This is a genomic window from Bradyrhizobium sp. 4, assembly GCF_023100905.1.
In the GTDB taxonomy this organism is placed as follows: Bacteria; Pseudomonadota; Alphaproteobacteria; order Rhizobiales; family Xanthobacteraceae; genus Bradyrhizobium.
Genome location: NZ_CP064686.1, coordinates 4,431,596 through 4,444,696, shown reverse-complemented (window position 1 = coordinate 4,444,696; position 13,101 = coordinate 4,431,596). Strand labels below are relative to the sequence as shown.

Genomic DNA, 13,101 nt, shown 5'->3' with positions numbered 1-13,101 from the left:
TCCTGAGAGTTTCAACTGGGGCACCGTCCGGGGGAAGACCGATGCCCACCGCACGGTGCGAGGTCGAGAATAAGCGGCGAGCTGCCGGCGCGGCATCCGAGAAAACCCTCAGGCGCGGGGAGAATGTCCCGGACCTTGCCTCGCAGCGAGTTCCTTTGATCGTGCCGCCTGACCCGGCCCTGGTCTAATTGGCGCCGAACATCAACGCGGCGAGCAGCAATGTGCAAAGCAGGAGGGATATGCCGGCGCTCGACCATTGTCGGAGAACGTCGTCGCCCCATTCAACGAGGCTGCCAAATCCAAGACAGACGCGCCGGAACGGACCGATGATGCTCATCAGCGTCTTCCAGCCCGCCGAAAGGCCGCCGGGACGGGGCCATGGACTGAGCAGGATGACGAGCGCCCCACCTCCGAGCATCGTTACGCCCAGTTTGACGAGCCCGCCGAATCCGAACAGGTTCGATGCCGCACCAGGTGGGATCGGCAGAAAGGTATCCCAAGGCACGAGTCCAAGCAGAAGCGAACAGAGCGCCAAGGCAAGCGCCGTCAGACCGCTGCTGCGGCGTGGAGTGCGGACAAGGACGATGGATTGATCTGGACGCGCAAGCGCATGCGAGAGGACGACCAGAACATACGCGGTCGTAAACATTCCGCCAGTGTGGAGCACGACGGCCCACCACCACTGTCCCGTCCTCGCCGTTTCCTCAAGCAAGAGCTCCTTCGCAAGCGACGCTCCGCTCGGCTGAACGCCCATCAGTGCGATGCCGCCTAATCCGAAGGCCGTGACGCTCAAGGGCAGGGCTCGGGCGACGCCCCGTATCCCGGTGATGCGGTCATGACCCAGCCCGACATAGATCGAACCGACTGCCAGGAACATGGCCGCCTTGGCTGTGGCGTGGGAGGCCGCCTGAAGCACCCCGCCTGCTAGGGCCTGTCCGCTCTCGAGCCGGCCCGAGCTGTCGAGGGCGAGCGGAAACATCAGGAAGAGATATCCGATTTGAGCCAGTGTCGAATATGCCACGAGGAGCTTGAGGCGCTCCTGCCGCAAGGCCACGATGCTTCCGACCAGAATCGCGCCGGCTCCCAACGCTGCGAGAAATTGTGCGGCGGCATACCCGGGCAGGTCCGGCAGAACGTTGAACCAAAGCCGGAGGAGGATGAAGAACGAACCCTTCACGACCAGGCCGGACAGGATCGCGCTCGCTGCGGCCGGCGCGCCAGCGTGAGCGGGTGGTAGCCAGAGATGCAGCGGAAAGAGCGCGGTCTTGGCGAGAAGGCCGGTCGTCATCAATGCCGCCGCGAGGAGCGTGACGACCCCTCCAGAAAGGCGCCGAGACAGCAGTTCGATATCCAGCGTGCCGTACACGCCATAGAGCAGGGCCGTACCCATCAGGTAGAGGATCGAACCAAGCAATGCGAAGAGAAGATAGCGCAACGCAGCCTGAAGCGTTTCTGCCCCGCCCCTGAGGGAGACCAGCGGCACGGCGGCGAATGTTAGCAATTCCAGCGCCACATAGAGCGTAAAGAGATCGCTGCCCACGAAGATCGTGTTCAGCGCCGCCCAGATCGCCAGCAACAGAACCCAGAATGCGAAGGGCGCGCGCGCGTCCGCTGCCGAAGGACGAAACTCTGTCGCAGCAAAGAGGGCAACTGCGCAGATCACGATTGCCGTCGTGGCGAGCATCACGACCGAGAAACCGTCCGCGCGCAGCGCCACGCCCAGGGGGGCTGGCCATGCGCCGAGCAGATAGACGAGGACGCCGTCGCCTGCCGGCAAGGCCAGGCCGACTGCTACGACGATTGCCGACCCGATCGGTACGACGGCAAAGGCGACTTGCCGGACGCGGCGGTCGCCGAGAGCGAACGCAAGCAGCACGGCCGCGACGGGTACGACGATTGACAGCACCAGCAAGAAGCCAGACGCGGTCGTTGCCGGTGCGGGGGCAGAGGGCAGCATCAGTCACCGGGTGAATCGGAGTGCAGGCACGTCGGTGCGGGATTGCCGAGCGTAGTGGAGCCCGCGGTGTCGAACAACCGGAGCAACAAGGCGATCGCCAGGGCAGTTGCGGAAAAGGCGACCACGACGCCCGTGATCACCAGTGCCTGTGGCACCGGGTCGTTGCCAACGCTCGCCCCAGCGCCCCTGCGTCCGACGATGCCGAACAGAAGAAACACGCCGCTGCCGATCAGGTTGAATGCGAGGATCTTGCGGAGCGGTTGCGGGTTCGTAATCAGGCCGTAAAGCCCAAGCCCAATCAACGCGGCGGCACACATTCCAAACACTGTTGCGCTGCTCATCATCGTGGACTCCTTTCCGGTGGGCCTGCGAGCAACAGGGCGAGAGTCGCCGCGATTGTCGAAATCATCGCGATCTCGATGCCGAGTATCAGGGGCTTTGCGAACTCATCCGGAAAGGCCAGGAACGCCGACGCGAAAAACAATCCCCCAAGGCCGACGAGAAGAAACAGGCCGGGCCCGGCCGTCAGGACAACCCGCAGCCCTCGGCTGCTCACTGGTGGTGTGTCCGTCATTCCGGCCATGATCGCCAGCAGCCACATCGACGCGAGAACAGCGCCGCCCTGGAATGCTCCGCCGGGGTGATCGGCCCCTGTCCACAACATGTAGACGCCAACGACAATGCCGGCGGGGGGCAGCAGTCGGGCGAGGAAGGCGAGCACGCCATCTGGATCGGCTTCGTGCCGAGGTCCCGGACGGCCACCCCAAGCCCTGTCCGATGCAAGCGACCAGACGCCAACGATGGCCAGCAGGAGCACGACCTTCTCGAGCATGGTGTCCATCCCGCGGAACGCCATGAGCACGTTAGTGACAGGGTTAGCCAGTCCGGTTGCGCCGGCATTCGAGACGACGGCCAGCGCAAGGGAGGGGGCCGGATCAGGCAGAAGCAGGATTGCGATGCCCAGCGCCGCCGCGGTCAAGGAACACAATATGGCCGCGCTCAGACGAACGACCTGGACGGGTCGTTCAGACGCAACCGCCTCGGCATCGCGCAATCGGGCAGCCGCCCCCAACAGAACGACTCCGCCCAGACCTCCGCCGATCGCGGCCTCGGTCAGTGCGACATCGACCGCGTCGAGGCGAACCCAGATCAGCGCAACCAGGAGTCCGTAGGCGACAAATCCCACCGTTGCAGGATAGGTCTCGCGGACAGCGATGGTCCATGTGGCGAGACCCAGCACCACGGCGGCGAGGACGATCTCGAAGGCCGTTGCGATGCTCATCTGGCACCGCTCCGACGTACCGTACGTGCGATCAATTGCGACACCGTGGCGCCAGCAAGAAGCGCGAACACCCAGATGCTGATCAACTTCAACCCTTCCCGCAGGTTTCCTGCTTGGGGAAGCAGCCCGAGCACGACGAAGCCCAGGCCGAGATTGTCGGCTTTGGTCAGGGCGTGCAGCCGGGTCAGAGTGTCGGGAAACCGAAGGAGGCCGACCGTGCCAGCCAAGAAGAAGAACACGCCCGCCGACACGCACGCAATCGTCACGATGTCTCGTACGAGGTTCACTTGTCCTCCGTTGAAACGGCCCCGTCGCTGTTGAGGCGGGACAGCCCCTTCTTGACGAATGCGATGGACGCGAAAGTGGCGAGCAGCGCCAGAATCAATGCCACGTCGACCGACGCGGGAACGCCTGTCACAGTGCCGAGCAGCAGCAGCACGGCAATGCCCCCGGTGCCGATCAATTGCGCGGCCATCATGCGTTCCGCGTCCGTGGGGCCGCGCAAGATCGACACCAGGCCGAGCGCCAGCAGCGCCAGGATCAGGCCGACTGCTGCGGTCAGGAACTCAGTCATTGTAGAGCGCCCGGACCAGCGCCGCTTCCTCGGCGGCGAGATCGGCGAGGACCGGCTGAGTGATGTCGAGACAGTGATAGATGATATGGCCGCTCTCCTCTCCGGCTGGCACCGTCCCGGGCAACAGGCTCGTGAGCGTCGTGAACACGTTCTGCCGTACGCCACGGGATAGCTGGGTCGGATAGGCTAGAAAGCCCGGATGAAGCGGCAAACGCGGATTCAACGCGCGGCCAGCAACGTCCAACCCAGCTACGACCGAGTGATACAGGAAAAGCAGAACCAGGCGGGCAACGGCGGGAAGAGAACGCCGCGCGCTGCTCGGCTCCAGAAAGTAAAGGCTTGTCCAGGTCGCTGCGACAACTGCGGCTACTGCCGCGGGAATGTCTCCGACCTGAGCGCCCGCGAGCACCAGCCAGAGGCAGCCGAACCCGGCCGCTCGCAAAGCCGCGCTCGACCATCGGCCCCTGGAGGCGTTTCGCGCCGGCTCGTCTGGTCTTCCCGAGTATTCGCTCATGCTCGAAGCCCTCGATCGGCGTCGCATGGCATTGCCGAGCTTCGGGGCGTCCGGAGGGACCGGCTCGGCCTGTTTGATGAGGACGGACCCAGACGGCAGCGTCGCATTGGGGATCTGCAGTTTGAGATCCATCTTCGGCCTTCGGCGTGACCGCGAGTAGCGGTACATCGTCATCCAGAATGGTTCAGAAGGTGCCGCCGAGTCGTTCGTCCGGCGCCACCTTCTTGGATGAGATTTCGCAATCGTGCCGCGCAGCCCGCGCAAGACTAGCGTGACGCCTGGCGCCGGAAGCAGCTTCCGCCTCGTCCGCTCCTGGATGCCCGGCATTGCTCCTCAGTTGAGTAACCACAGTGCGTCATGCCCTGTTTCTTCGAACACCATGATCCAGCCGCGTTGGCCGGAGTAGCCGTTGGCAGAATCGCCAACGTTCCCAGAATTGCGGCTGTGGCTAGGATAAACATTCGCATTTGAATTCTCCTGATCCGGCGGTTTGAGGCACGTTCAAGCGTCATCGTTCAAGTCGGTTTCGCATCAGCCCGGCTACTTGCCGGTCATGCGAAGTACGAGTAGCGGACGGCTCTATTGCAGGGTGCTACTGCTTCACCTGACAATCCCATCATGTGTCGCCAGTCGAACAGGCGATATCGGGTGATTGCCTGACCGGGTTGTCGGGAATCTCCCAAGGCACGAATGCTCGCGCACATGATTACATCCGGATGAACAGGTAGATTTCCCGATGTTTGCGGCGGACCCCTTAGCCGAAAATGCCGCCGGCGAGACCGGGACACCGCGACCTCGTGAAGGCCGCTCTACTCGGCGACACTCACTTCCGGAACGAAGAGCTCATGTCCACGCGCGGCAGCCATTCCACACCTCGGCACGTCATTACTTTTGCGCTCGTGGCGGCGCTCTCGCCAGTGCTGGCAGGCTGCGGAAGAGAGACCGCAGCGGATGACCCGCCGACGCCACGAATTGTGCGCACAGCGACCGTTGAAAAGCGCAAGATCACCACACCCCTGACGTTCTCCGGGCGGATCGAAGCAGAAGATGAAGTCAATGTTGCGTTCCGGATATCCGGGCGGCTTTTGAGCAATGACAGCAAGGTCGGCGACCGGGTCAAGGCCGGCCAGGTTCTAGCGCGATTGGAGTCCCAGAACGAGCTGAATGCGCTGCGCCAGGCGCAGGCGGCTCTCGCCGCGGCCCAGGGACAATTGACGCAGGCGCGCAATCACTTTGATCGTCAGGAGACGTTGCTGGCGCAGGGTTGGACCACACGTGTCAATTACGATGCCGCGACCCAAGCGCAGCAAACGGCCCGATCGCAGGTCGATGCCGCCGAAGCGGCACTCAGTTCCGCGCATGACTTGGTCGGGTTCACGGAACTGAAGGCCGACGCGCCCGGGGTGATTACTGCGACCGGCCCGGGAGCTGGCGAAGTGGTGCAGGCGGGACAGATGATCGCGAGAATCGCGCGTCAAGATGGTCGCGATGCTGTCTTCGACGTGCCTTCCCAGTTGGTCCGGTCAGCTTCAGCCGAGCCGGAGGTCGATGTCAGCCTTGCGGATGATCCGGCGATTAACGCCAAGGGGCGCGTGCGCGAGGTTGCGGCGCAAGCCAGTGCCGTGACTCGGACCTTCGAGGTCAGGGTCGGCCTGACCGATCCTCCGGCGGCGATGCGCCTTGGGGCGACGGTCGTGGGGCGGGTGAGCACGAGCGCAGGGCCGATGATCGATATACCGGCCTCCGCCCTGACGAGGATGAACCAACGTCCCGCGGTGTGGATCGTCGACCCCACCCTCGGTACGGTCTCGGTGCGCAATGTGGACGTTCTGCGGTTCGATGAAGCCCAAGCGGTGATTGCGCAAGGACTGGATACCGGCGAGGTCATTGTCACCGCGGGGGTGCAGGCACTTCATCCTGGCCAGAAGGTCCGGGTTCTCGGATCAGAGCAATGAGTGGGGTCAATCTTTCCGATTGGGCGCTGAAACACCGCTCGCTCGTCGTCTACATGATGATCATTGCGGTGGTCGCGGGCGGTCTGTTCTATTTCCGCCTGGGTCGGAACGAAGATCCGGCCTTCATCATCAAGACGATGGTCGTTCAAGCCGCTTGGCCGGGGGCCTCCGTAGAGGAGACGATGAAGCAGGTGACGGAGCGCCTCGAACGTCGCCTGCAGGAAACACCGCATCTCGACTTCCTTCGCAGCTTCACGAGGGCAGGTGTCTCGACCGTATTCGTAAATCTAAAAGGTAGTGCCAGCGCGAGAGAGGTCACGGACACTTGGTACCACGTGCGCAAGTCGATCGGTGACATGCGCCATACGCTGCCCGCCGGAGTCATCGGTCCGGGGTTCAACGACGAATTCGGCGATACTTTCGGGATCATCTACGGCTTCACGAGCGACGGTTTTACCCAGCGCGAGCTGCGTGACCAAGTCGAGGAGATCCGCTCAAAGTTGCTGATGGTTCCCGACGTGTCGAAAATCGAGCTCCTTGGCGAGCAGGACGAAGCGATCTTCGTCGAGTTCTCCACTAAGGAGCTCGCGGCACTCGGAGTCGATCGGTCCGCCCTTATTGCGGCCCTTCAGTCGCAAAACATCGTCCGCCCGGCCGGAACGGTACAGACGAGCGCCGAGAGTATCTCGCTACGAGTGTCCGGCGGCTTTCAGTCCGAGCAGGACATCGCCGGCATCAATTTTTCCGCGGGCGGGCGCATGCTCCGCCTGAGCGACATCGCGCGGGTGCGTCGCGGTTACACAGACCCGCCCCACCCGATGTTTCGAGTCAATGGAAAGCCGGCCATAGGACTCGCAATCGCCATGAGAGATGGCGGGGATATTCTTGCGCTGGGTGCGAACATCACCAAGGCGATGGCGCAGATTACCGCGGGACTCCCGATAGGCATCGAGCCCAGCCTGGTCGCGGACCAGCCCGTCGTGGTCAACCACGCAATTCGAGAATTCATGGTTTCGCTGCTGCAGGCCGTCGCCATCATCATGGTCGTCAGTTTCATCAGCCTGGGCGTGCGTCCGGGCCTGATCATCGCGCTGGCGATACCGTTGACGCTGGCTATCGTTATGCCGATCATGGGACTGCTCAGCATCGATATGCAGCGTATATCGCTCGGTGCCCTGATCATAGCGCTCGCGCTGCTGGTCGACGATGCCATGACCACGACGGACGCGACCCTGACCAAATTGGCGGAAGGTGCGAGCAAGATCGAGGCGGCTACTTTCGCCTACCGGACCCATGCGATGGCGATGCTCGCTGGCACGCTGGTGACCATCGCGGGCTTCATTCCTGTCGGCTTTGCGGCGAGCTCCGCTGGAGAATACACGTTCTCGCTCTTCGCGGTCGTCACCATCGCGCTGCTGGTGTCCTGGATGGTCGCGGTCATTTTCACGCCGCTATTGGGCGCCGCCATCCTTGTCCCGCCCGAGCGGGGCAAGTCGGCGGACCCGGGCAGGATTTTCCGGATATACCGGCATTTTCTGACCTTGGCGATGCGCGCGAAATGGCTCACGATCGCAATTTCCCTGGCGCTCTTCGTCGCGTCGGTCCTTGCAATGCCGCTGATCCCGCGGCAGTTTTTTCCGTCATCGGATCGTCCGGAGCTGCTGGTCGATATCAGCCTGCCGCAGAACGCTTCGATCTACGCGAGCGAAGCAGCGGCGAAGCGCCTGGATGCGGCGCTTGCGACCGACCCCGACGTGGCTCGGTGGAGCACTTATGTCGGACGGGGCGCCATCCGCTTCTACTTGCCCCTCAACGTCCAGCTCCCGAACGATTTCTTCACGCAGATCGTGGTGATCGCGAAGGACGTCGCCGCTCGGGATCGCCTGCATGTGAAGCTAGAAAAAACGCTGGCCGAAGAATTCCCCAAGGCGATCGCGTTCGTCTCGCCGCTCGAGCTCGGGCCGCCGGTCGGTTGGCCGATTCAGTACCGGGTCAGCGGGCCAGACGTCGAACGGGTGCGCGAGATCGCGCTTCAGGTCGGGCAGATCGTCGCGTCCAGTCCGGACACCAAGCAAACGAATTTCGATTGGATGCAGCCCGACCGGCAGGTCCGTATTCGCGTGGACCAGAACGAGGCGCGGCAACTCGGTCTGAGCTCACAGGCGATTGCGACCGTTTTGAACGCCGTCATCACGGGCACGCCTGTCACTCAGGTCCGCGATGATATCTATCTCGTCAACGTGGTGGCGCGCGCGACTGACGAGCAGAGGGTCTCGCTGGACAGTCTGCGCAACCTGCAAGTAGCGCTGGGCGGCGGACAGACCGTTCCTCTCAGTCAATTTGCTTCCTTCGAATATGACCAGGAATTCCCGCTCGTCTGGCGTCGGGACCGCGTTCCGACTCTGACGGTCCAGGCTGCCATCGACGGTGACAAATTGCCGGAAGGCGTTGTCGCCTCGCTGTTGCCGGCCATCGAGAAGTTCCAGAAGACCCTTCCGCCATCGTACAGAGTGGTCGTCGGCGGCACGGTAGAGGAGAGCCAAAAGTCGCAGGCATCCGTGCTGGCGGTCGTTCCAGTGATGCTGTTCGTCATGTTTACGGTCCTCATGGTCCAGCTCCAGAGCTTCCCGAGGCTGTTCATGGTCCTCAGCGTGGCGCCGCTCGGACTGATCGGGGTCGTCGCCGCGCTGATGCTTTCCGGGAGGCCGCTCGGCTTCGTTGCCATCCTGGGTGTCCTTGCGCTCTTGGGTATGATCAGCAAGAACGCGGTCATTCTGATCGGTCAGATCGACGCGGAGCGCGCGATCGGCAAGTCGCCTTGGGAAGCCGCGGTAGACGCTAGCAGCTCCCGGTTCCGGCCGATCATGTTGACAGCGATATCGACTGTCCTTGGGATGATTCCGATTGCGCCGACAGTGTTTTGGGGACCGATGGCATTCGCCATCATGGGTGGCTTGCTGGTTGCGACGGTTCTCACCCTCGTCTTCTTGCCGACGATTTATGTTGCCTGGTTCGGCGCGACCGACTCGGCAATCGACCCGGCGCTGAGCAAGACTCCGGAATCGGGAAAGCAAAGCCGGATAGGGGAATCCTCACCTTCGGCTAGGTAGTCAACCTGATGTGCCGGCCGTCGTGCGTCTGTGATGATCGGAGAAGCTATTCCAGTCGCCGTTCGCACCGACCGCCTGGTGGTTGCCATGTGCGACGCAAAAATCGTGTCCCGTCGGGCGTCGCGCGTCGTTCGTCGTGGATAAATGCATAGGATTGGGACGCCTCCATGAGCACAAAAACGGACGTCCAGAGGCTGCCGCTGCGGACCCTGACCGCCATGGTGGTGGGCGGCATGGTCGGCGCCGGCGTGTTCTCGATACCGCGCAACTTCGCGCAGGCGACCGGCATCTACGGGGCGCTCATCGCTTGGGCCATCGCCGGAGCGGGGATGCTCATGCTGTGTTTCGTCTTCCAGACCTTGGCCAACCGCAAGCCCGATCTGGATGCCGGTGTCTACGCATACGCGCGGGCGGGGTTTGGGCCCTACGTCGGCTTCTTTTCCGCGTTCGGCTATTGGGCCAGCGCCTGCGTCGGCAACGTCTCGTACTGGATCCTGATCAAGTCGACGCTCGGCGCGTTCTTTCCGGTTCTGGGGCAGGGCAATACGTTGCCCGCGGTGCTCATCTCCTCGGTCGGTATATGGGCGTTCCATTTTCTGGTGCTGCGCGGCGTGAAGGAAGCAGCCGGAATCAACGCGATCGTCACGGTCGCCAAGATCATCCCGCTGTTGTTGTTCGTGGTGTTATCAATCTTCTTCCTCAAGCCATCGGTGTTCGCAGACAACCTGTGGGGCGGCACCGCGGGTGACTACGGCAACCTGTTCGAGCAGGTCAAGGCGACGATGCTGGTGACCGTCTTCGTATTCTTAGGGATCGAGGGGGCCAGCAACTATTCGCGGTTCGCGGAGAAGCGCGAAGACGTGGGTGTCGCCACCGTCACGGGATTCCTTGGAGTGCTGGCGCTGTTTGCATCGGTGTCGATACTCGCTTACGGCGTCCTGCCACGCGCGGAGATCGCGCAGCTTCGTCAGCCCTCCGTCGGTGGCGTGCTCGAGGCTGCGGTCGGGCAATGGGGTGCGGTTTTCATTGGTGCCGGCGTAATTGTCTCGGTTCTTGGAGCCTATCTGGCGTGGACGATGATGGCTGCCGAGGTGCTTTCCGTTGCAGCGAAGAAGCGGGATATGCCCACCTTCCTGGCGCGAGAGAACGTTAATCAAGTGCCATCGGCGGCGCTGCTGATGACCACGCTGCTGATTCAGGCGGTGCTCGTCGCGACGCTGTTCTCCGACGACGCCTTCACGTTCGCGCTGTCGCTATGTAGTCATCTTTCGTTGATTCCCTATTTCTTGTCCGCTGCGTTCGCGTTGATGCTGGTCTATCGCAGGGAAACCTACGAGAAGGATTCACGCGACCTCCGCAAGGATACCATCATCGCGGTTTTGGCGACGATCTACACGATATTCCTATTGTTCGCCGGCGGGACCAAATTCCTGCTGCTCGGCTTCATCATCTACGCACCCGGCACCATCCTGTACTACATCACGCGGAATGAGCAGGGCAAACAACTGTTCACGCCGGCCGAGTGGGTCTTGTTCGCGGTAGCGGTGATCGGATGCGTCGTCGGTATCCATGGCCTCGCCACCGGCTACATCAGCATCTAGCCCCGGTACGAAAGGATCCAGCAATGGCGAATTCCCCAGCTTTCGGCGTTCATTCGGAAGTCGGTCAGCTCCGCAAGGTGATGGTCTGCGCGCCCGGTCGCGCGCATCAGCGGCTCACACCGTCGAACTGCGATCAGCTGCTGTTCGACGATGTTCTCTGGGTGGAGAACGCCAAGCGTGACCATTTCGACTTCGTCACCAAGATGCGCGACCGAGGCGTCGATGTGGTTGAAATGCACAACTTGCTGGCCGAAACGATGTCGGTACCCGAAGGCAAGAAGTGGATTCTCGACAACCAGGTTGTGCCGGATCAGGTCGGGCTCGGCTTCATCGACGAACTGAGAAGCTACCTTGCAGGCTTGGACAATCGCAAGCTGGCGGAAACGTTGATCGGTGGCTTGTCCATCCATGACTTTCCCGAGGAGCATGGCGGCCAGGCGATCAAGATAGTCAAGGAGGCGGCTGGCGCCACCGAGTACCTGCTGCCGCCACTGCCGAACACGCTCTACACGCGCGACACCACCTGCTGGATCTACGGCGGCGTGACGCTCAATTCCCTTTTTTGGCCGGCAAGGCACGAGGAAACGATCCTCGCGACGGCGATCTACAAGTTCCACCCCGACTTTGCTGGCAAGGTCAATGTGTGGTGGGGCGACCCCACGCACGACCATGGGCTGGCTACGCTGGAGGGTGGTGACGTGATGCCGATCGGCAAAGGAGTTGTGCTGATCGGGATGAGCGAACGCACGTCTCGCCAGGCGATCAGCCAACTCGCGGCGACGCTGTTTCAGAAGAAGGCGGCGGAACGCGTGATCGTCGCGGCGATGCCCAAGATCCGCGCCGCCATGCATCTCGACACCGTATTCACGTTCGCGGACCGCGATTGCGTCCTGACCGCGCCCGACTTCATCAACCAGACGCGCACCTATTCCTATCGCCCGAGCGATCACCCGAGCGGGCTTGAGTTGCACCCCGAGAACGAGCCATTTGTCAGCGTCGTCGAGGAAGCGCTCGGCCTCAAGAAACTTCGCGTAGTCGAGGCTGGTGGAAGCGACTATCAGCGCGAGCGCACACAATGGGACAGCGGCGCCAACCTTGTCTGTGCGTCGCCGGGCGTGGTGTATGCCTACGACCGCAACACCTACACAAACACCCTACTGCGCAAGGAAGGTATCGAAGTTATCACCATCGTGGGGGCGGAGCTGGGCCGGGGTCGAGGCGGTGGTCACTGCATGACCTGTCCGATAATCCGGGACGCCGTGGACTACTAGCAAGGTAGGGGTAGGGACTGCTCTGGTGCGACGACAAGCTTCGCGGACCTGGAACTCCGGGGCAGCCGCCTCCTCGGCGACTGCCGGAAGTGACACACATGCAAGTGCACGCTTTGAGCAACGCAGGTCTCGGCAGGATCGTCATCAGACTTTCCAATCCGCTGCAACTGTTCAACACACTTGATCCGGCGCCATTTCGCGAGAAGGAGCTCGCAACCGAGGCAGAGCGATACATCGCCGACCAGGCTGAGGATATCGCGAAAGCCGCTCCCATCCAAATCGTGATTCATCTAGCCTGGGCGGGCTCCTTGGATGCGATCGTGCCGGATTTGGCTCCGGCCGTGGCGCAGCATTTCCTGCTGCGCGCTCACGAAAAATCGAGAGAGCTGCAAGTTCTATTCAAGTCAGGGCGCCGCTCGCTGATCGTAGGCGTTGCGATCCTCTCTAGCTGTCTTGCGGTTGGATGGCTGGCGGGCCTGGTCCTTGGAGATGGACCTCTCCCGGACATTCTGAGGGAAAGCTTCTTGATTCTGGGCTGGGTGGCGATCTGGAAGCCGTCAGAAATTTTTCTCTACGGTTGGCCCGCGATCGTGGAGCAGCGGCGGATTTTCGAACGGCTCTCGGCTGCCGTAGTTGTCGTGGCTGCCGTTTCGGAGCCCGCTTAGTGACGCGGCACGCCGATCAAGGAAGCACCGCTATGAGGACTGCCTGTCGATCTTTTCTGCGTGCCCTTGAACAATTGCGCACCCATTCGCGTGCTCTCTCTGTCACAGGCGGCCGCAATCTCTGCGAGCATTGTTTGTGCGGATTGACAATCGATAGGCCAAGCCTATCGTG

The 13,101-nt window shown here is 62.2% G+C and carries 12 protein-coding genes; 5 read left to right on the top strand and 7 right to left on the bottom strand.

The features are described from left to right. Positions 1 to 184: 184 nt before the first annotated feature. From IVB45_RS20835 to IVB45_RS20805, 7 genes are all read right to left on the bottom strand, one after another. Positions 185 to 1,957: a proton-conducting transporter membrane subunit gene (locus IVB45_RS20835; protein ID WP_247356191.1), complete on the bottom strand. Its 1,773-nt coding sequence runs from the start codon at positions 1,955 to 1,957 to the stop codon at positions 185 to 187. Next, a complete protein-coding gene (locus tag IVB45_RS20830) occupies positions 1,957 to 2,298 on the bottom strand; it encodes an NADH-quinone oxidoreductase subunit K (RefSeq protein WP_247356385.1) in 342 nt (113 codons plus the stop codon). The genes IVB45_RS20835 and IVB45_RS20830 overlap by 1 nt, the downstream gene beginning before the upstream one ends. Continuing rightward, positions 2,298 to 3,239 carry a hydrogenase subunit MbhD domain-containing protein gene (locus tag IVB45_RS20825; RefSeq protein ID WP_247356192.1) on the bottom strand — a complete coding sequence of 314 codons (942 nt, stop codon included), beginning with the start codon at positions 3,237 to 3,239 and terminating at the stop codon, positions 2,298 to 2,300. The genes IVB45_RS20830 and IVB45_RS20825 overlap by 1 nt, the downstream gene beginning before the upstream one ends. Beyond that, positions 3,236 to 3,526, bottom strand: a complete 291-nt coding sequence (locus IVB45_RS20820) for a monovalent cation/H(+) antiporter subunit G (protein ID WP_247356193.1) — start codon at positions 3,524 to 3,526, stop codon at positions 3,236 to 3,238. The genes IVB45_RS20825 and IVB45_RS20820 overlap by 4 nt, the downstream gene beginning before the upstream one ends. After that, positions 3,523 to 3,813, bottom strand: coding sequence for a monovalent cation/H+ antiporter complex subunit F (locus tag IVB45_RS20815; protein ID WP_247356195.1), 291 nt, complete (start codon positions 3,811 to 3,813; stop codon positions 3,523 to 3,525). The genes IVB45_RS20820 and IVB45_RS20815 overlap by 4 nt, the downstream gene beginning before the upstream one ends. Continuing rightward, positions 3,806 to 4,459 carry a Na+/H+ antiporter subunit E gene (locus tag IVB45_RS20810; RefSeq protein WP_247356197.1) on the bottom strand — a complete coding sequence of 218 codons (654 nt, stop codon included), beginning with the start codon at positions 4,457 to 4,459 and terminating at the stop codon, positions 3,806 to 3,808. The genes IVB45_RS20815 and IVB45_RS20810 overlap by 8 nt, the downstream gene beginning before the upstream one ends. 134 nt (positions 4,460 to 4,593) lie before the next feature. Then, on the bottom strand, positions 4,594 to 4,788 hold the full coding sequence (locus IVB45_RS20805; protein WP_247356387.1) for a DUF3551 domain-containing protein: 195 nt from the start codon (positions 4,786 to 4,788) through the stop codon (positions 4,594 to 4,596). 384 nt (positions 4,789 to 5,172) lie between these two features. Between IVB45_RS20805 and IVB45_RS20800 the strand changes: the two genes are divergently transcribed. The 5 genes from IVB45_RS20800 to IVB45_RS20780 all read left to right on the top strand — a co-directional run bounded on the left by IVB45_RS20800 (position 5,173) and on the right by IVB45_RS20780 (position 12,929). Continuing rightward, positions 5,173 to 6,282 carry an efflux RND transporter periplasmic adaptor subunit gene (locus IVB45_RS20800; RefSeq protein ID WP_247356198.1) on the top strand — a complete coding sequence of 370 codons (1,110 nt, stop codon included), beginning with the start codon at positions 5,173 to 5,175 and terminating at the stop codon, positions 6,280 to 6,282. Further along, on the top strand, positions 6,279 to 9,392 hold the full coding sequence (locus IVB45_RS20795) for an efflux RND transporter permease subunit (RefSeq protein WP_247356199.1): 3,114 nt from the start codon (positions 6,279 to 6,281) through the stop codon (positions 9,390 to 9,392). The genes IVB45_RS20800 and IVB45_RS20795 overlap by 4 nt, the downstream gene beginning before the upstream one ends. A gap of 167 nt (positions 9,393 to 9,559) precedes the next feature. Beyond that, positions 9,560 to 10,993: a basic amino acid/polyamine antiporter gene (locus IVB45_RS20790; RefSeq protein WP_247356200.1), complete on the top strand. Its 1,434-nt coding sequence runs from the start codon at positions 9,560 to 9,562 to the stop codon at positions 10,991 to 10,993. Positions 10,994 to 11,016: 23 nt separating this feature from the next. Further along, positions 11,017 to 12,264 carry an arginine deiminase gene (locus tag IVB45_RS20785; RefSeq protein ID WP_247356201.1) on the top strand — a complete coding sequence of 416 codons (1,248 nt, stop codon included), beginning with the start codon at positions 11,017 to 11,019 and terminating at the stop codon, positions 12,262 to 12,264. A gap of 98 nt (positions 12,265 to 12,362) precedes the next feature. Continuing rightward, positions 12,363 to 12,929, top strand: a complete 567-nt coding sequence (locus IVB45_RS20780) for a hypothetical protein (RefSeq protein ID WP_247356202.1) — start codon at positions 12,363 to 12,365, stop codon at positions 12,927 to 12,929. The last annotated feature ends 172 nt before the right edge of the window (positions 12,930 to 13,101 follow it).

What these genes read in the sequence shown, in the direction of transcription:
- IVB45_RS20835 (WP_247356191.1), bottom strand. Translation starts at nt 1,957, where the DNA reads ATGCTGCCCTCTGCCCCCGCACCGGCAACGACCGCGTCTGGCTTCTTG.
- IVB45_RS20830 (WP_247356385.1), bottom strand. Translation starts at nt 2,298, where the DNA reads ATGAGCAGCGCAACAGTGTTTGGAATGTGTGCCGCCGCGTTGATTGGG.
- IVB45_RS20825 (WP_247356192.1), bottom strand. Translation starts at nt 3,239, where the DNA reads ATGAGCATCGCAACGGCCTTCGAGATCGTCCTCGCCGCCGTGGTGCTG.
- IVB45_RS20815 (WP_247356195.1), bottom strand. Translation starts at nt 3,813, where the DNA reads ATGACTGAGTTCCTGACCGCAGCAGTCGGCCTGATCCTGGCGCTGCTG.
- IVB45_RS20810 (WP_247356197.1), bottom strand. Translation starts at nt 4,459, where the DNA reads ATGGATCTCAAACTGCAGATCCCCAATGCGACGCTGCCGTCTGGGTCC.
- IVB45_RS20805 (WP_247356387.1), bottom strand. Translation starts at nt 4,788, where the DNA reads ATGTTTATCCTAGCCACAGCCGCAATTCTGGGAACGTTGGCGATTCTG.
- IVB45_RS20800 (WP_247356198.1), top strand. Translation starts at nt 5,173, where the DNA reads ATGTCCACGCGCGGCAGCCATTCCACACCTCGGCACGTCATTACTTTT.
- IVB45_RS20795 (WP_247356199.1), top strand. Translation starts at nt 6,279, where the DNA reads ATGAGTGGGGTCAATCTTTCCGATTGGGCGCTGAAACACCGCTCGCTC.
- IVB45_RS20790 (WP_247356200.1), top strand. Translation starts at nt 9,560, where the DNA reads ATGAGCACAAAAACGGACGTCCAGAGGCTGCCGCTGCGGACCCTGACC.
- IVB45_RS20785 (WP_247356201.1), top strand. Translation starts at nt 11,017, where the DNA reads ATGGCGAATTCCCCAGCTTTCGGCGTTCATTCGGAAGTCGGTCAGCTC.
- IVB45_RS20780 (WP_247356202.1), top strand. Translation starts at nt 12,363, where the DNA reads ATGCAAGTGCACGCTTTGAGCAACGCAGGTCTCGGCAGGATCGTCATC.